The sequence below is a fragment of the Methylomonas defluvii genome (assembly GCF_033949435.1).
Lineage (GTDB): Bacteria > Pseudomonadota > Gammaproteobacteria > Methylococcales > Methylomonadaceae > Methylomonas > Methylomonas defluvii.
On record NZ_JAXARY010000009.1, the window covers coordinates 15,150 to 32,484 of the forward strand.

22 protein-coding genes are annotated in these 17,335 nt (G+C 50.6%); 13 read left to right on the forward strand and 9 right to left on the reverse strand.

Annotated elements, in window-relative coordinates; translation table 11 throughout:
* Positions 1-23 precede the first annotated feature (23 nt).
* Positions 24-692, forward strand: a complete 669-nt coding sequence (locus QLH52_RS10960; RefSeq protein ID WP_240348156.1) for an NUDIX hydrolase — start codon at positions 24-26, stop codon at positions 690-692.
* Here the strand turns inward: QLH52_RS10960 and yfbR are convergent.
* The 4 genes from yfbR to QLH52_RS10980 all read right to left on the reverse strand — a co-directional run bounded on the left by yfbR (position 687) and on the right by QLH52_RS10980 (position 3,573).
* Positions 687-1,310, reverse strand: coding sequence for a 5'-deoxynucleotidase (gene yfbR, locus QLH52_RS10965; protein ID WP_205452524.1), 624 nt, complete (start codon positions 1,308-1,310; stop codon positions 687-689). The genes QLH52_RS10960 and yfbR overlap by 6 nt on opposite strands.
* Positions 1,310-2,095, reverse strand: coding sequence for a retropepsin-like aspartic protease family protein (locus tag QLH52_RS10970; protein ID WP_319961565.1), 786 nt, complete (start codon positions 2,093-2,095; stop codon positions 1,310-1,312). The genes yfbR and QLH52_RS10970 overlap by 1 nt, the downstream gene beginning before the upstream one ends.
* A gap of 194 nt (positions 2,096-2,289) precedes the next feature.
* On the reverse strand, positions 2,290-2,745 hold the full coding sequence (locus QLH52_RS10975; RefSeq protein ID WP_319961566.1) for a hypothetical protein: 456 nt from the start codon (positions 2,743-2,745) through the stop codon (positions 2,290-2,292).
* A gap of 420 nt (positions 2,746-3,165) precedes the next feature.
* Positions 3,166-3,573: a hypothetical protein gene (locus QLH52_RS10980; RefSeq protein ID WP_319961567.1), complete on the reverse strand. Its 408-nt coding sequence runs from the start codon at positions 3,571-3,573 to the stop codon at positions 3,166-3,168.
* Positions 3,574-3,788: 215 nt separating this feature from the next.
* Between QLH52_RS10980 and QLH52_RS10985 the strand changes: the two genes are divergently transcribed.
* Positions 3,789-4,601 (forward strand): sulfite exporter TauE/SafE family protein, encoded by an 813-nt coding sequence (locus QLH52_RS10985; RefSeq protein ID WP_319961568.1) that lies wholly within the window; start codon positions 3,789-3,791, stop codon positions 4,599-4,601.
* Between the two features lie 69 nt (positions 4,602-4,670).
* On the opposite strand, the gene typA is transcribed toward QLH52_RS10985, so the two are convergent.
* From typA to QLH52_RS11005, 4 genes are all read right to left on the reverse strand, one after another.
* On the reverse strand, positions 4,671-6,479 hold the full coding sequence (gene typA, locus QLH52_RS10990) for a translational GTPase TypA (RefSeq protein ID WP_171697184.1): 1,809 nt from the start codon (positions 6,477-6,479) through the stop codon (positions 4,671-4,673).
* Positions 6,480-6,588: 109 nt separating this feature from the next.
* The gene (locus tag QLH52_RS10995; RefSeq protein WP_319961570.1) at positions 6,589-6,981 is read right to left on the reverse strand and encodes a rhodanese-like domain-containing protein; all 393 of its coding nucleotides are present in this window, start codon (positions 6,979-6,981) and stop codon (positions 6,589-6,591) included.
* A gap of 12 nt (positions 6,982-6,993) precedes the next feature.
* Positions 6,994-7,563: a class I SAM-dependent methyltransferase gene (locus QLH52_RS11000; RefSeq protein WP_205452534.1), complete on the reverse strand. Its 570-nt coding sequence runs from the start codon at positions 7,561-7,563 to the stop codon at positions 6,994-6,996.
* Entirely contained in the window at positions 7,560-8,462 is a 903-nt protein-coding gene (locus QLH52_RS11005; RefSeq protein WP_020484211.1) for a LysR family transcriptional regulator, read from the reverse strand. Before QLH52_RS11005 ends, QLH52_RS11000 begins: the two co-directional genes overlap by 4 nt.
* Before the next feature lie 142 nt (positions 8,463-8,604).
* Between QLH52_RS11005 and QLH52_RS11010 the strand changes: the two genes are divergently transcribed.
* The 9 genes from QLH52_RS11010 to QLH52_RS11050 all read left to right on the forward strand — a co-directional run bounded on the left by QLH52_RS11010 (position 8,605) and on the right by QLH52_RS11050 (position 14,448).
* On the forward strand, positions 8,605-8,805 hold the full coding sequence (locus QLH52_RS11010; protein WP_319961571.1) for a hypothetical protein: 201 nt from the start codon (positions 8,605-8,607) through the stop codon (positions 8,803-8,805).
* A 183-nt stretch (positions 8,806-8,988) separates the two neighbouring features.
* A complete protein-coding gene (locus QLH52_RS11015; RefSeq protein ID WP_171697187.1) occupies positions 8,989-9,309 on the forward strand; it encodes a phosphoribosyl-ATP diphosphatase in 321 nt (106 codons plus the stop codon).
* A 23-nt stretch (positions 9,310-9,332) separates the two neighbouring features.
* The gene (gene tatA, locus QLH52_RS11020) at positions 9,333-9,548 is read left to right on the forward strand and encodes a Sec-independent protein translocase subunit TatA (RefSeq protein WP_033156884.1); all 216 of its coding nucleotides are present in this window, start codon (positions 9,333-9,335) and stop codon (positions 9,546-9,548) included.
* An 8-nt stretch (positions 9,549-9,556) separates the two neighbouring features.
* Positions 9,557-9,880, forward strand: a complete 324-nt coding sequence (gene tatB / locus QLH52_RS11025) for a Sec-independent protein translocase protein TatB (RefSeq protein ID WP_020484215.1) — start codon at positions 9,557-9,559, stop codon at positions 9,878-9,880.
* The gene (gene tatC, locus QLH52_RS11030; protein WP_319961572.1) at positions 9,855-10,610 is read left to right on the forward strand and encodes a twin-arginine translocase subunit TatC; all 756 of its coding nucleotides are present in this window, start codon (positions 9,855-9,857) and stop codon (positions 10,608-10,610) included. Before tatB ends, tatC begins: the two co-directional genes overlap by 26 nt.
* Positions 10,603-11,286: a YggS family pyridoxal phosphate-dependent enzyme gene (locus QLH52_RS11035; protein ID WP_319961573.1), complete on the forward strand. Its 684-nt coding sequence runs from the start codon at positions 10,603-10,605 to the stop codon at positions 11,284-11,286. Before tatC ends, QLH52_RS11035 begins: the two co-directional genes overlap by 8 nt.
* A gap of 57 nt (positions 11,287-11,343) precedes the next feature.
* The gene (gene argS, locus QLH52_RS11040) at positions 11,344-13,101 is read left to right on the forward strand and encodes an arginine--tRNA ligase (RefSeq protein ID WP_319961574.1); all 1,758 of its coding nucleotides are present in this window, start codon (positions 11,344-11,346) and stop codon (positions 13,099-13,101) included.
* Entirely contained in the window at positions 13,101-13,742 is a 642-nt protein-coding gene (locus QLH52_RS11045) for an SPOR domain-containing protein (protein WP_319961575.1), read from the forward strand. Before argS ends, QLH52_RS11045 begins: the two co-directional genes overlap by 1 nt.
* Before the next feature lie 145 nt (positions 13,743-13,887).
* On the forward strand, positions 13,888-14,448 hold the full coding sequence (locus tag QLH52_RS11050; protein WP_319961576.1) for a FlgO family outer membrane protein: 561 nt from the start codon (positions 13,888-13,890) through the stop codon (positions 14,446-14,448).
* A gap of 85 nt (positions 14,449-14,533) precedes the next feature.
* Here QLH52_RS11050 and QLH52_RS11055 read toward each other — a convergent pair whose 3' ends face one another.
* Entirely contained in the window at positions 14,534-15,556 is a 1,023-nt protein-coding gene (locus tag QLH52_RS11055) for an asparaginase (RefSeq protein ID WP_319961577.1), read from the reverse strand.
* Positions 15,557-15,612: 56 nt separating this feature from the next.
* On the opposite strand from QLH52_RS11055, the gene QLH52_RS11060 reads away from it, so the two are divergent.
* Entirely contained in the window at positions 15,613-16,158 is a 546-nt protein-coding gene (locus tag QLH52_RS11060) for a dihydrofolate reductase (RefSeq protein ID WP_319961578.1), read from the forward strand.
* A gap of 80 nt (positions 16,159-16,238) precedes the next feature.
* Positions 16,239-17,228, forward strand: coding sequence for a PstS family phosphate ABC transporter substrate-binding protein (locus tag QLH52_RS11065; RefSeq protein WP_319961579.1), 990 nt, complete (start codon positions 16,239-16,241; stop codon positions 17,226-17,228).
* Positions 17,229-17,335: the final 107 nt, after the last annotated feature.

Genomic DNA, 17,335 nt, shown 5'->3' on the forward strand with positions numbered 1-17,335 from the left:
AAGTAGCCCAACTCAATATTGCTATGCTCGAACCCATTATTTCAACTGTTGATATTGTCTTGCTGATCATCCAAGAAGATCGCTTGTGCGTTACGCTGTCCAAACGCGACAAAGAACCTTACGCAAACCAGGAAGCCTTGCCCGGCGGGTATATTCACGCGCAAGACGATAGGGATTGCCTGGACGCCGCGGTACGCATCCTGCAACAAAAAACCGGTTTGCTGCCGCCCTATTTAGAGCAACTGAAAACCTTTGCCGGCGCAGCGCGGGACCCACGCGGCTGGTCAATCTCGGTGGTGTATTTTGCTTTGGTCGATGCCGATTTGATCTTGTCCGCAAACCATCCCGGCCTGACTATTTGTGCAGTGGATGCCTTGCGGCGCCTACCGTTTGACCATAACGACATCATTGCCGCGGCGGTGGAGCGGATTCGTAACAAGTCGCAGTATTCCTCCTTGCCTTGTTACTTGGCCGGTGAAACCTTTAGCTTGCCGAGATTGCAGAAAATGTACGAGGCTTGCTTAGGCGAGACCCTGAACAAAGTCAGTTTTCGACGAAAAATGGAGGAACTGGGGGTGCTGGAAACAGTAGAAGGGCAAACCGAAACAGCCGGCGCGCATAGGCCCGCGCAGCTTTATCGGTTGAAAAGCGAATTTAAAAATCAGTTAAAACTATTGGTGCGCGGATTATAGAGTCCGGCCTTTTTCGGCATCGCTTTTTTGCATTAAGCCATCCAGCGTCAAGCCGCAACTCGGCGCAAACGCCTGCATAAAAAACACTACTTCCGGCTGTTGCAATTCATGAATATTCTGAGCCAACTGCGCGGCGGCCATTTCAAACTCGGTGTTGCCGGCTTTGAGTTCGGCCTGGCATTTTAGATAAGCGGAAATCTTGTCGGCTGCTTTGATGATGTGCTGATGAACATCCGGCAGGTTTTCGTGTTGAATAAACGAGCGAAAATCCTCGCGCAATGCGCCCGGCAACAAGTTCAACAGCTCGGTTTCGGCCTGTTGTTCGATTTGCTTGTAAGCACCCAGAATCGCTGGCGAGTGGTATTTGATCGGCGTCGGCAAATCGCCGGTAATCACTTCGGTTACATCATGATACAACGCGGCGGTGGCGACCGCATTGGCATCGAGTTGGCCGTCAAAATAGCGATTTTTGATTAAGGCCAGCGTGTGGGCAATCACCGCCACTTCCCAGCTATGCTCCATGACATTTTCTTCATGGGCGTTGCGCTTCAAACCCCAACGCTTGATCCAACGCAAGCGCGATAGGTAAGCATAAAAACTGCTGCTAATGGCCGGCATTAATGATCGCTATAGGTTGTTGTGCAAACCTGGCGTTCATCGCAATGCACGGTTTTTTTGATGGTCGTGGGCTTTTTGGCAGATTGATTGGCGGCCAAGTTCTCCAGGCTGTCCACGTATTGGCTGGCCGGTCTGATGCCGGCTTGGTTATTGGCTAACAAAGTCAGCGTATTGCCGGTTTGCGTGATCTGGAAATATTTTAAAGTATTCATGCCAATCAACACTTCATCCAGGTGGTCGTTGATGTGCGCATCAAGATTTTTAATGACAGCACTACCCAGAACCAAGCTTGTGATTTGAGTCGCGCGATCCGCTACTTTGCCGCCAGCAGTATTGGATTGCACCACGCCGCCGAAGGGCAAACTGGCTTGGATTGCCATACTGCTCGGAATCACGGTTTTGGTCGCTCCGGTGTCGATTAGAAAAGGCATAGGCACATTATTGACTAACACCGTACCGCGAAAATGGCCTTGCGGGTCGGTTTTTAAAACCACGCCGCCGGCTTTGGGAGTAATCAGATTAGATTGTGGTTGGGCTTGCGGAGCCATAGCCGCCGGAAGCGGTATCTCCGTCTGCCTTTTGGACTGTTGGAACCTCAAAAAGGCATCGGCGCCGTACCACAGGGCGGCAATGGTTAAGACCGGAAACAAAAGATAGCGAATGCCGCTGTGACCGGATTTTCCGCGATCCCGCTGCGTCGTCCGATGAGCGACCACATCAGGGCCGGCAATATTAGACCCTGGTTGATATTTTTCCCGGTAGTAGTCGCGATCCTGTATGCCCATGTTCCGTTCCGACAATCTGCGTTCAGCGAAAAAACTCGTAGCATTCTCAGCTAGCGCCGATTATTACCTAAAACTTAGCATACCGGTGAGCGGGAGTGAGAAAACGGGGCTCCCGCTTAAGCGGGAGCAACGATGTTTGAGGGCCGGGTTAATAAAACCGGGTTAACCGGGTCCAGTGCCGATCAATCCACCGCTTATGCGAAATACAACGCGCGCAGCTCACTTTGCGATGCAGCGCTCAACTCTTTGCCATCGCTTTTGCGGGTGACTGTGTACACGCCTTTACCGAGAACGATTTCCTCGCCATCACTGGCAAAGCCAACGACGTTATGATTGGCGTCGAAAGGAATACGATGCAAACCGCCGTTGTGGCTGTTGAAGTCGGCGATAATACCCATATGCGGCGGGTTTTTTACCGAATCCCACCAAGGCAGCTTGCCGGCATCCTGCTCCCAAGTTTCACTCAAGGCTTCCGGCGGCAGGCAACGCTCGACCAGGCGCTGGCCGATCACAGCAAATTGCATACGCGCGATTTTCTCGGGTTCGGTGCCGACCATATCCCGCGTTTCCAGAATATCACCACTCAGATACGCATCGTTTGTTGAAACAACGCGGTTCCATGTGCCGTCAAGATTTTTGTGTTCAAACATTTTATTCCCCTTAGTCGATTTGATTTGGACAGGCATTAACCGCCAAGCAAAATCATGACCAATTTCCGCCGGTGCCAAAATTCGGCAATAACTGTTTGTTTTTAAAACTTAAGGCCGCTTCGAGTAAGTCTTCCGGCAGGCTCAAGGAGAAGCATATGTTATTGATTCCGTTCGTGGTAAGTTTGTCGGGCCGCCAGTGCAATCAATGTGTTAAGAGTTTCCTTGTAAATGCAAACCCAGCCCTTTCATCGCTATCTCAAAACCCGCAAAAAGCTCTATCTTCGGGAACGCTTGCCAACTGTCCGACAATTTATCGAATTCCCGACAAAAACGCTCAGTATCGTAAGGTCAATCTGAGTGAAGAGATGTCGAAAGCCTGATGCCCTTTTTCATGCTAAAGATCAATAGTTAGTTTTACAGTTACCAGCGTCCGCGTTGGTGATTCTCGAATCCCGGCATTTGCTGAGGTTGCGGTGGGTAGACAAAACCCCTTACTGGCGGTAACCCATAATAGTCGGCGGGAGCCTGATAGCCGGTCGGAGGCTGAGGAACGTAGCCGCGATAGCCGCCTCGATAGCCCTGAAAACCTTGATTGCCTTGATTTCTTTGATAGTCTTGAAAATCACGATCACGATCACGATCACGATCCTGGTCATCATAGTCATTGCTGGAATAGTCTCGGCGATTGTATTGCCGCTGCTCGGGTTGCTGCCGGTATTGTCTTTGCTGCGGTTGCTGACGTGGCGTGTAGACCCAGTCATCTTGATCGCCGAAGGCCGTGCCTGACAAAAGCCAGCCAAATACCAAAACTATCGCCTGCCTAACCATAAATCCTCCTAAAGTTGGATTTTAGTGAATACTCGTCAGTTTACTAAAAGATGGCGTCGGGCTCAGTCATTTAGGTGTTGAGCAATTGTGCGCTCAGACCAATAAATATCTAAAAATTAAATATACATATGCAATTTAATCATTAATAAGCTGAGTGACTGCGCTGGCATAATGAAGTCACTTATCGAATATTATGAAGTTTAAGGTGATTGTCTATGAATTTAATGTATACGGCATCCGGATTTTTCGTGGGTATGCTGGTGGGTGTTACCGGTGTTGGCGGCGGTTCGTTGATGACGCCGCTTCTGGTGTTTTTGTTTGGCTTTAAACCCGCCGTCGCGGTAGGCACGGATTTACTGTATGCGTCGATTACGAAAACCGCCGGAGTGTTTGTTCATCACGGTAAGCACGGTTCGGTAGATTGGAAAATCGTCGGCTGGTTGGCGTTGGGTAGCTTGCCTTTTGCAGGCGTAACACTTTATGTGTTGAAAAATTTGATGGAGGTTGGCAAGGAAGTGACCGGTGCAATTACCTTTACCTTGGGTGTGGCCTTGTTGCTGACCGCTCTGGCCTTGCTGGTTCGCAGTATTCTGTTGCGCAAAGCGTCCAAGAGTGCGGAGATTGATGACGAACACAGCAACCAGGGAAATAGTGGCCGATTTTCACCGCGCTGGGAAAAAGTTGCAACGGTTTTTACTGGTGCGGTGCTGGGGGTGTTGGTGACATTGTCGTCGGTTGGTGCCGGAGCTTTGGGAACCGTTGCTTTGCTATTTCTTTATCCAAGAATGACGACCTTGAAAATTGTCGGCACCGATTTGGCACATGCGATACCTTTGACCGCCGTGGCCGGTTTGGGACATTTGAGCCTGGGGAATTTCGATCTGGATTTACTGATCAGCTTGCTGCTGGGGTCGGTGCCGGGTATTTGGGTCGGCAGTCATCTAAGTGCGAAGATTCCCGAATATTTTTTGCGTCCGGTGTTAGCGACTTTACTGCTGGTGATAGGCTTAAAATTCGTATTGCAATAAGCCCAATCTGGTTTTCTGAAAAAAAAAGCCGTGCTCGTCTTTGCGACGAGTACGGCTTTTTTTGTTTGCCTATTTCGGCGCGCGTTTGCGTTCGTTTTCAGTCAATAAGATTTTACGTAGACGAATTGATTTAGGTGTCACTTCGACCAACTCGTCATCACTGATAAATTCCAAAGCTTGTTCCAGCGTCATTTTTTGAATTTTGGCGCAGGTCAAGCTGTCGTCAGAGCCCGCCGCGCGGATGTTGGTTAAAGGTTTGGGCTTGGTCGGGTTAACCACTAAATCGTTACCGCGAGAATGGATACCGACCAATTGACCTTCGTAGATTTCATCGCCATTAACCACCAGCAACTCACCGCGAGCTTGCAGCGGATACAGTGAATAATCGACCGCTTTACCTTTGGCCATGGAGATCAACACGCCACGCACGCGATTGCCCACCGCGCCTTCTTTCACCGGACCATAATGATCGAATACGTGATAGAACAAACCCGAACCGGAGGTTGCGGTCAGGAATTCCGTTTGAAAGCCCAACAAACCGCGGGAAGGCACGACATATTCCAAGCGGATGCGGCCTTTACCGTCCGGCACCATGTCTTTCAGGTCGCCTTTACGGTCACCCAATTTTTCCATGATGGTGCCTTGATGCTGCTCTTCCACTTCAATCGTGACATTTTCAAACGGTTCTTGTTTGATGCCGTCAATTTCTTTGATGATCACTTGCGGGCGCGAAACGCCCAGCTCGAAACCTTCGCGGCGCATGTTCTCGATCAATACCGACAAGTGCAACTCGCCACGACCGGACACTTTAAATTTATCCGGATCGTCGGTGGTTTCAACACGCAGGGCCACGTTGTGCTGCAACTCTTTTTGTAAGCGGTCGTAAATTTGGCGAGTGGTAATGAATTTACCTTCTCTACCGGCAAACGGCGAATTGTTGACCTGGAAGGTCATGCTCACGGTCGGTTCGTCGACCGATAGCGGCGGCAAGGCAACTACATTGTTAGGGTCGCACAAGGTTTCCGAGATTTTTAAATTCTCGATACCGCAGAAGGCAATGATGTCGCCCGCTTGCGCGGTTTCCACTTCGACGCGCTCCAAGCCATGGAAACCATACAGTTTCAGCATGCGGCCACTACGGGTTTTGCCTTCGTTATCGATAATGGTCAATGGCATGTTGCGCGAGACTTTGCCTTGCTTGATACGGCCGATGCCGATTACGCCGACGTAGGAGTTGTAATCCAGACTGATGACTTGCATTTGGAACGGTGCGTCCACATCAACCGGCGGCGGCGCTACTTTATCGACAATAGTTTGGAACAGCGGTGTCATATCGCCGCCGGATACGTCGGCTTCCAGGCCGGCGAAACCATTTAACGCCGAGGCATACACAATCGGGAAATCCAATTGCTCATCGGTGGCGCCGAGGTTATCGAACAAGTCAAAAGTTTGGTCGACGACCCAATCAGGGCGCGCGCCGGGGCGATCCACTTTATTGATGACGACGATGGGTTTTAAACCCAAGGCAAAGGCTTTTTTGGTAACAAAGCGGGTTTGCGGCATCGGGCCGTCGACCGCGTCAACTAACAATAAAACCGAATCCACCATCGATAAAACCCGTTCGACTTCGCCGCCGAAGTCGGCGTGTCCTGGGGTGTCGACGATGTTGATGTGATAGCCGTTCCAGTCGATCGCGGTGTTTTTCGCCAGAATGGTAATGCCGCGTTCTTTTTCCAGCGCGTTGGAGTCCATCACCCGTTCGTCGACTTTAGTGTGCGCGTCGAAGGTGCCGGATTGCTGTAAAAGTTGGTCGACTAAGGTGGTTTTGCCGTGGTCGACGTGGGCGATGATCGCGATGTTTCTGAGTTTTTCTATCACAATAATTTACTAGATGATTTTTAAGGAACAGATAGGCCGAACGGACAAGCCGCACAGCGGGATTTAGTTTTGGTTTTCGCGCTGGCGCGGACCGAAATTGGCTGAGGGATTAACTTTGTTGCCAAGGCAAGCCATGAAAACGCCAGCCGCCGGTATTGCCGCGGTGTTTGTTTTCATCCAGCGGGCCTTCGAAGCCTTCCAGAATGTTGATCAGATGCTGATACCCTGCCGCTTCCAGGGCTTTGGCGGCGTCTACAGAGCGTTGTCCGCTGCGGCATAAGAGCAGTATCGGCGCGGCTTTATCCGGGGCGTGCTGTTGTACTTGCTCCACAAAACCCGTATTTAACTGCATGCCGGGAAATTCTTTCCAGGCCACATGAATGGCTTGCGGCGGGTGGCCGACAAAGCTGTGCTCAATGGCTGTCCTGACATCGATCAGTACCGCTGCCGGATTGCTTTGTAATACCGCCCAGGATTGTTTGGGGTCGAGATTTTCTATCATTAATTTACCGCTTTATTTTTGCCCGATAAAACAGGCTTCGTTTCTATTGCCGAATCGCACATCGCCGAGTTTTGCGTATTCTTGGTAAAAAACTATGCTTAAGGGGCTGAATAGCCGCAATAACTCGTTGTTTGCCAGTAAATACTCGGGATTGCTGGGGCCTTGTTGGTCAAGTTTGTTACGGGTAAATGTTTGATAAAACAGCAGGCCGCCCGGTTTCAAGGCTGCCATTATCGCATTACACAGGGCTCGGTCAAGAAAACGACAGATGACAATCACATCGTAAGTCTGCTGCACCAGCGTTTCGGCGCTGATATGGCATTGCCGAGTGGCGATGGAAAGGCCTTTTTCGGCAGCCTGTTGTTGCAATATTTGTAAAGCGACCGAGGAAATATCCCAAGCATCCACATCAAGGCCGGACTCAGCCAAGAGGATGGCATTGCCGCCCAGGCCGCAGGCCAACTCCAGCGCTTTACCTTGCTTGGGTAGCAAATATCGATGCTGCGCCAACACCTCGGCTGGCGCAGGTGAGGCGGCAGAATCTCGATAAATGGCGTCCCACTTACTCTGCAGATCGGTCATGGGTTCATGCCGATTCGATGCGGTAGCCAGGCTTGAATAAACTCTAAAAACGAACGGACTTTGGCCGACAAGTATTTGCGATGCGGGTAAACCGCATAAATTTCCAGCGGCGCGATACCGTATTGCTCCATCACTACTTGCAGCCGGCCTTGCTCAATGTCTCGGCCGACGATGTAGCGGGGCAACATGATCAGGCCCAAGCCATTCACTGCGGCGTTGCGGATCGGATCGGCCATGTTGGCCTGCATCCGGCCTGTGACAGTAACGGTGCGTTCGCCGAGTATGCCCTTGAAACGCCATTTGTTACGGGGTGGGATCGCCCAGTTGATCAAGCAACTATGGTCTTCCAGATCTTCCGGGTCTTGCGGAGTGCCATGTGCTTTGAGATATTCCGGAGAGGCGCATACGACCAGCGACGAGCTGGCCAGTTTTCGGGCCACCAGGCTGGTATCGTTGAGTTGTCCCAAATAAATAGCCAAATCGACGCCCTCATCGATTAAATCGACTTGTCCGCCTTTCAGCACCATTTCCACCGATAGGTCAGGGTAGTTTTTTAGATATTCGGTCAAGCCCGGCGAAATATGGCTGGCACCGATGACTGGCGGCGCCAGAATTTTCAGGGTGCCGCGCGGCTCTGTTTGCAGGTGAGTGATCGCCGATTCCATCTCGGCCACGTCGAGTAAAACTTGCTGGCAACGCTCCAGATAAGCCTCACCGGCTTCCGTCAGGCTTAAACTGCGGGTTGTGCGATTGAATAAACGTGTGTTCAGTTCGCTTTCCAATTGCATGATATGTTTGGTAGCCATTGCTCTGGAAATATCGAGATCTTTGGCGGCTCCGGCAAAGCTGCCGGCTTTGGCGACGCGGACAAAGACATTCATGCTGGTTAGTTTGTCCATGGTATCTCCTGGAAAGTAAAAAATTCACCAAAAAGCGTTGACATTTTTATTGTTTCTAAATTGTATACAATTTATTTAGTAAAAGCCTAATTGTAAACTTTTTTCTATCCTGTATAGTGCGCTGCAACTGAAGAGCAAGCACATGAAGTCTTGTCAAGCGCAAGATTTAAAAATAGAGAATTTGAGCACAATGAACGACTTTAAAAAAGACATCTTAATCGGCGCTCTTTTTATTGTCGGTGTTTGGAGCTTTATTTCCGGCTTGTTCGTCATCTCTACTGTGCTGTTCGCTGTCACCTCCATATTTAGCAATATGTCGACTAAGGCGCTGCTGAATAGCTGATCCAAGAATTTGTAACTACCTCCTGGTGTTGTAATAACGAGCGGAACCTCCTTCTAAGCACTCCGCTGGTTTTTTTGCCTTCCTCTGCGCAAGCATAGGGAGGCTTTTTTTTGCCGATAGATTTTTTTTGGCTGCTTCGGCAACGTGCTATGATTTTGCAATTTTCAATCCAAACAAAAGCTAATGAGCGAAGTTTTACAGCAATTGGCCGAGGTTCTTGAGCAGCGCAAGCTGCAAACCGCCGATCAGTCCTACGTAGCCAGTTTATACGCCAAGGGCTTGGATCATATTTTGAAAAAAATTGGCGAAGAGGCTACCGAGACGGTGATTGCCGCCAAAGACGGCGATAAGGATAAAATAGTGTATGAAACCGCCGATCTTTGGTTTCATTGCATGGTGATGTTGGCGCATCAGGAACTCGGGCCGGAACATGTGATCAGTGAGTTGCAAAGGCGCTTCGGATTGTCCGGTTTACAGGAAAAAGCGCAGCGCGATATTTCCTGATAGTAAAAATTAAGGAGTGAACAATGGGTTTAAGCATCCCTCATTTATTAGTAGTGTTAGTTATCGTGATCTTGGTGTTTGGCACCAAGCGCCTGAAAAATATCGGCGCCGATCTTGGCGAAGCGATTAAGGGCTTTCGTTCTGCCGTTAAGGAAGGCAGCGAAGATAAGGCGATTGCAAGCAAGGAAGAGGAGCCTTTGGAAGGCGAAGTCACTAATAAAGAAAAAGACCGAGCTTAGTCTGCGATATGTTCGACGTCGGTTTTTCAGAATTGTTGATGGTGGGGTTGGTAGCGCTATTGGTGCTCGGCCCGGAAAAATTGCCGAAAGCGGCCCGCTTGGCTGGGTTTTGGGTAGGAAAAGCCCGTACTGTGTTGGCCACTGCTAAGGCGGAAATTAAACAGGAATTGCACGCCGAGGAAATGCGCCAGTTAATCCAGCAACAGTCCATAGCAGGCGAATTGCAGAAAGTGGTGCAGGATACTCAGTCGGCTCTCGACGATATTAACTTCAATGCTCAGGCAGCGACAGAAATCAATCAGGACGATGACAAGCCAAGCACCGCTGGATAGCGAGCAGTCATTTTTCAGCCATTTAGTCGAACTGCGCGACCGCCTGTTAAAGGTTGTGTTATGCGTGCTGCTGGTATTTGTTGGTACCGCAAGCTACGCCAACGAGATTTACGCCTATCTGGCCGAGCCGCTGTTAGTGCACATGCCGAAAAACAGCACGATGATTGCCATTGATGTGGCCTCGCCGTTTTTCACGCCGTTCAAGCTTGCGTTTGTGGTGGCGGTGTTCGTTTCCATTCCCTTCATTCTTTACCAGTTCTGGGGTTTTGTGGCGCCCGGCTTATATCGCCATGAAAAACTGATGGTGGCGCCACTGTTATTGGCTAGTACGCTGTTGTTTTATAGTGGTGCGGCGTTCGCCTATTTTTTGGTATTTCCTCTGGTATTCGGCTATCTCACGTCGGCGGCGCCGGCCGGCGTGGCGGTGATGACAGATATAGCCACTTATCTGGATTTTGTATTGGCGATGTTTTTTGCCTTCGGCTTATCGTTCGAAATTCCGATTTTCACTATTGTATTGGTCTGGACCGGCATCATCACCCCGGAAACGCTGTCTGAAAAAAGGCCGTATGTCATCGTTGGGGTGTTTGTCATCGCGATGTTTTTGACGCCGCCCGACGCTTTGTCGCAAACTCTGTTAGCGGTGCCGATGTGGTTGTTGTTTGAATCCGGATTGCTGTTTTCGCGATTGTTCGCCAAAAAAGAGTCGGCGGCTGAGGATCGTGAATAGTATCGCTCAGCGTTTCGCCACGGTACGCAAGCAGCTCCGTCAGGCCGAAATCAATTCGCAGCGTTCACTAGGGAGTGTGCAGTTATTGGCGGTCAGCAAGACCAAGCCCGCCGCCGATATTGCTGCAGCCTACCGTTTCGGTCAGCGCCATTTTGGCGAAAATTATTTACAGGAAGCGCTGAAAAAACAGCAGGAATTGGCGGCATTCAATATTAGCTGGCATTTCATCGGGCCGATTCAATCCAATAAAACCAAGCCTATTGCCCAGCACTTTGCCTGGGTGCACAGTGTTGATCGCCTAAAAATAGCCGAACGCCTCAGCGAGCAGCGTCCGGACTATTTGCCGCCTTTGAATATCTGCTTGCAGGTCAATATCAGCGATGAAGCTAGCAAATCCGGCATTGAATTGGCGGATTTGCCGGTACTGATCGAACAAGTCGGTAAGCTGCCCAATTTGCGTTTACGTGGGGTGATGGCGATTCCGGAGCCGCAGCAGGATTATCAGGCGCAATGCCTGCCGTATCGGCGGCTCTATCAGGCAGTGCGGCAACTTGATCGTCACGATCTCGATACTTTTTCGTTTGGCATGAGTGGCGATTTACAGGCAGCGGTTGCCGAAGGCTCAACGCTGGTGCGGATCGGCACGGCGCTGTTCGGCGAGCGTCCTAGCCAATAATTTGTTTTTCATGGATAATGCAGGGTATTTTCCGATAAATCCCCATTTTTCAACGCGATGAAACAAAAGCTGGAATCCCTGTTACAACAAGCCGTTACAGCCCTTAAAACTCAAGGTATTCTCGAAAACGATTTTATTGCGCAAATCAATTTGGAGCGCACCCGCGATGCGCAACACGGCGATTTCGCCACCAATTTGGCGATGTTGCTGGCCAAGCCGGCCAAACTTAATCCTAGACAGCTGGCCGAAAAAATCGTCGCGGCGCTGCCGAGCGATGCGCTGATCACCAAGGTTGATATCGCCGGCCCCGGATTTATCAATTTCTTCATCAATCCCGATAGCCAATTTCAGGTCGTCAAACAGATACTCGATACTGGGTCGGAATACGGTTTGAGCAAGATCGGCGTTGGCAAGCGAGTGCAAGTCGAATTCGTTTCCGCCAACCCTACCGGTCCCTTACATGTCGGCCACGGCCGCGGTGCAGCTTATGGTTCTGCGGTGGCGGATTTGCTGGCGGCAGCCGGTTTTGAAGTCGAACGAGAATACTATGTGAACGATGCCGGCCGGCAGATGGATATTCTCGCCACCAGCGTCTGGTTGCGGTACCTGGAAGCCTGTGGCGAAGTTCTGCCTTTCCCTAGCAATGGCTATCGCGGCGAGTATGTCCGAGATATTTCCGCGAATTTGCATAAGAAAGCCGGCGACGCTTACCGCAGAGCTGCCGCGCTAGTGATGGCGGATTTGCCCGCCGACGAACCGCAAGGCGGCGATAAGGAAAAACACATTGATGCGTTGATCGACCGAGCCAAAGCCTTGCTCGGCGACGCTTATAAAGAGGTGTTTCAAGCCGGTCTGGACGAAATTCTGGACGACATTAAAGACGACTTGGCTGAATTCGGCGTGAGTTATCAACAGTGGTTTTCCGAGCGTTCGCTGATGGACGATCATTCTGTTGAACAGGCTTTGCAGCGTCTGGATGCGGCCGGCTATCTTTATCAGCAGGAAGGTGCTAGTTGGTTTGCTTCCAGTCGCCTGGGCGACGAAAAAGATAGAGTCGTGGTGCGCGATAACGGCCAGACCACCTATTTTGCTTCTGATATTGCCTATCACATGCACAAATTGGATCGGGGCTTCGATCAAATCGTCAACATCTGGGGTGCGGATCACCACGGTTATATTCCGCGCGTGAAAGCGGCGATACAAGCCTTGGGCGCCGACGAATCCAAACTGAAAGTATTGCTGGTGCAATTTGCGATCTTGTATCGCGGCGACGAAAAAGTACAAATGTCTACCCGCTCCGGCGAGTTTGTCACCCTAAGACAACTGCGCAGCGAAGTGGGTAGAGATGCGTGCCGCTTTTTTTATGTGATGCGTAAATCCGAACAACATATGGATTTCGACTTGAAATTGGCTACTTCCAGAAGCAACGAAAATCCGGTTTATTATGTGCAGTATGCGCATGCCAGGGTGTGCAGCGTGTTGCGCCAGCTCGACGAAAAAGGCCGGCAACGCAATCCGCAGTTAGGTATGGAACATCTGAATCTGTTGACCGAAGAGCAGGAAGCCGCGTTACTGACTACACTTTCCAAGTACCCGGAAACTTTGGAACGTGCTGCTGTGAATTACGAACCTCATCAATTGATTCATTACTTGCGTGAACTGGCCAATCAGTTCCACAGTTATTACAACGCACATCAGTTCCTGGTAGACGACGACAAGCTTTGCAATGCGCGTATCAATTTGATTTGCGCCGTGAAGCAGGTATTGGTCAACGCCCTATCCCTATTGAAAATCAATGCACCTGAAGCGATGTAATGGCCAGAGACTATAAGCACCGCGTTCAAAGCCCCAGTTACACCAACAGTCGCAGAAAGCCGAAAAAGTCCTCGGTGGCACCTTGGCGTTGGTTGCTGGTCATCGCGCTGATTGTAGCTTTTGGGGTGTTTTTGAACATGATCCGCAAAATGGTACCGGAGTTGGTGGCGGGCAAGTCGGAGGCGGAGATCCCGCAAGTAGTGGAGAAGTTAAAGCAAGAGTTACCGGTCAAACCGCAAACTCAAGCGGCCGTTGAGCCGGAAAAACCGGCGGAGCCGCCGCAACCAGCGGAGCCTGAAGAACCGCGTTACGATTTTTATACCATACTGCCACAAGCGGAAGTGGTGGTGCCCGATTACGAAATCAAAACCAGGGTGCGCGAGCAACTAGTCGGTAAAACCAAAGCCGCCAAATACATTATGCAGGCCGGTTCCTTCCGGGAAGCGTCAGAAGCCGAGCGCCACAAGGCTAAGCTGGCATCGCTCGGCATAGAATCCCGGGTTGAGAAAGCTAAGGTCGGCAATGTTATCTGGCATCGGGTTAAGGTCGGTCCTTACGATAATCCCGCCAGTGTTTCCACGATTAAGGAATTGCTGCAGAAAAACGGCATCGGTGTGATTGTTACCGAAAGCGGTCAATAAGCGTTCAAAAAAATCCAGGGATTTGCCTGGCATTGTTCAAGCAATTCTCCAGCGCAATGCTGTGTATACTGCGGTAGTAAATTAGATTGACTGGCTTGCTGTTTTAAGCTCTGATAACTTCAACAATTACGAGAGGAGAAGTCTTATGGTTAACAAAAAGACGATGGCGCTGATGGCTTTGGCGCTGATCATGCTGAGCGGTTGTAGCCGGGGTTTTCGGGCTAGCGAAGTCAAAGATGACGATTTGGTCGAGGTAAGCTACGAGGCTGTCGATCAGCTCCTTCTCGATTTGCGCGAACCTTTGCCCAGAGGTAGTCTGGTGGTCATCAATTCGCTGGTTAATGTCGGCGAACTGGAGCAAACACTGGCGTTTGGCCGAATTGTCTCCGATCAAATTTCCTCGGCCTTTCATCGTTCCGGTTACCGGGTGATGGGTATGGAACTGCCTACCGAAATTTTTGCTAAAAACGAAGCCGGTATCCTGCAACTGCCTGATAAAACCAAGGAAGCTTTAAATAACGTTGGGGCTAAAGCGGTCGTCGTAGGATCGTTTGCTCCTGGCTACAACAATGTCTATGTGTCGCTGAGGGTTGTGGACATCGCCAGTCAGAACGTGATTTCCTCCACCGACTATTCTGTGTCGATGGGACCGGATGCCAAGGTTTTGGTTAAAAAGCCGCCAGTACCCGCGCCAGCTAAGCCATAGCTCCCAGCTATTAAGCGGATTGCCTTTAGGTAATCCGCTCCTCGCTATAGTTTAGCCATCAGGCTCGACGCACTAAAGTCCCCCTCTAATTACCCAGTTGCTCGTGGGCCAAGTTCTGTGCCAAATACCCAGAAATTGCCTGCGGCGTATCGAAATTGCCGTAAGCCAATAACAATTTAGCGTAAGCCGCTTCCAACGACGTATTCCAGATCATTTCCGCGCCCACATCCAAAAGCTCGCGAGTCGAGGCGTATGCGCTTTCCGAATATAACGCCGGTGCCAGATAAATTTTGATGCCTCGCCTCGTGCAGCGTTTGACGAATTCCACCAAGCTGTATTGCTCTCCTGCTGCGGCAGAGGCGCAAGCCGTCCCGGAGTGGTAGAGGTCGTGTAGTACTGCATCGACCTTATCGAGATTGTAAGCAGCGTAATCCAGGCCTGGGTAAGGTCTGATCAACAATATTCGTTTGGAAAAATCGGGTTTAAGCGCAATCGGCGAGCGCGTGTCGGGTGCTAGATTTTGCAGAGAGTGGAAGCATCCGTTCTCGAAGCGCATCCAGGCCTGCGACTGCACGCTGATAAAATCGCTACTTAGGGGCAGGCAGGACGATAGTCGACTGCCGAGATGAATCAGCGTCGTTTGGCCTGGATTGCGGTAAGGCACAAACACGCCGGCCAGACCAATTTGGCGGATAAATTCCACCGCACATAGAAAGTTCGCCACGCCGTTGGCTTGCGGGTTGTTCAGCGGCAAATCGCTGGAAACCAGCAGCAGCGGAATCGACAATCCATTGAAATACAGGCTTAGTGCGGCAGCACTAAAGGCCAGGCTGTCGGTACCGTGGGTGACGATGATGCCGGCGAATTGGCTTAAGTCCTCGGCTTCAATCGCAGTGATGATCTGGGGCCAGTGGCTGGGATGCAGGTTTTCGCTGAGAATCTGCAAGGGCTGCAAGGTTTTGAAGTTTACCGAATCCGGCTTCGCGTCTTGTTCGGTAAAGCATTGCAATAACTTAAAACCGGCGCTGCCGTCGGTATTGATGGTGTCGCCGCTGAGCTGCGAACCGATGGTGCCGCCGGTAAATACCAGCAGGATGTTTTTCTTCATAAACGATGGTTTCTAGTATGATGTTTTGCTCACAAAGCCCATCTTAAACACTCCGCATGAAAATATCACTGATCGTGGCGATGGCCAGTAATCGCGCCATTGGCCTGAACGGCCAAATGCCCTGGCATCTCTCGGCCGACTTGAAACGCTTCAAACAAATCACCATGGGCGCGCCGATATTGATGGGGCGTAAGACGTATGAAGCCATCGGTCGGCCCTTACCGGGACGGGAGAATATCATTATCAGCCGCGACCCGAGTTATCAACAGCCCGGTTGCCGGGTGTTTGGCGACATCGATAGCGTGTTGCAATGCTATGCCGATAGCCCGGAGCTATTCGTGATTGGCGGCGCCACCTTATATGAAGCCATGCTGGCGTATGCCGATTATTTGTATCTGACCGAAATCCATAAAACCTTCGAGGGTGACACCTTTTTCCCGGAGATTGATGCCAGGCAATGGCGGGAGCTTGTCAGAGAGGATGTTGAAAATGATCAAGCCGTTGATTTCAGTTACAGTTTTTTAAAGTTGGAAAACGTCCGGGCTGGCTTTAGTGGCGTGCTGGATTTGCGCGGCCGCTCAGGATTAGGTGCGTTGTCATAAAACTGTCACATTTGCTTCATACTATTGTCACGCTAGGTTGGCAATATGAATCTTAAGTTTTAAACATTTCGAGAAAATATATGAAAAATACATTCAAGCTGAAATCGCTGGTTTTAGGATTTGGTTTTGCATCGGCCGCTTTAGTCGGCGGCGAAGCTGTGGCGGCTCCCGCGACTTTGGACCCCGCTTTGCCCGAATACGCGGCAGCTAGCGGCGTGTCCGGCAATATCTCCAGCGTTGGCTCGGATACTTTAGCTAACTTGATGACCTTGTGGGCCGAAGAATTCGGCAAGATTTACCCCAACGTCAACATTCAGATTCAAGCAGCCGGTTCTTCAACCGCGCCGCCGGCTTTGACCGAAGGTACCGCTAACTTGGGTCCGATGAGTCGGAAAATGAAAGACAATGAAATCGACGATTTCGAAAGCAAATACGGATACAAACCCACTGCGGTTCCGGTTGCTATCGATGCGCTGGCGGTTTTCGTCAACAAGGACAATCCGGTTAAAGGCTTGAGCCTTCCGCAAGTGGATGCGATTTTGTCTTCAACCCGTAAATGCGGTTATGCCACTGACATCACCACCTGGGGTCAAGCCGGCCTGACGGGCGGATGGGCAAACAAACCTATTCAGCTGTATGGCCGTAACTCGGTTTCCGGTACATACGGTTTCTTCAAAGACGAAGCACTGTGCAAAGGTGACTTCAAAAGTAACGTCAACGAACAGCCCGGTTCCGCGTCGGTCGTGCAATCGGTTACGACGTCGGCAAACGGCATCGGTTATTCCGGTATCGGTTATTCCACCTCGGGCGTAAAAGCCGTGCCTCTTGCCTTGAAAGACGGCCAGCCATTTGTTGAGGCTAGCCCGGAAAATGCCACTTCTGGTGCTTATCCCTTATCGCGTTTCTTGTATGTTTACGTGAACAAAAAACCTAACGAGCCGCTGGCCCCCATGGAAAAAGAGTTCATCAAAATGGTGTTGTCCAAAACCGGCCAACAAGTTGTGATCAAAGACGGCTACATTCCGCTGCCAGCCAAGGCAGTCGAAAAAGCTCTGACTCTGATTCAGTAATTACATCAGCCAAGGATGCCTGATAAAGGGACAATTCTGCATGGATGCAGCAAGGGATTGGCTAATACCAACAATGTCATTGCCCCTCTCGCCAAGTAATGGTGGAT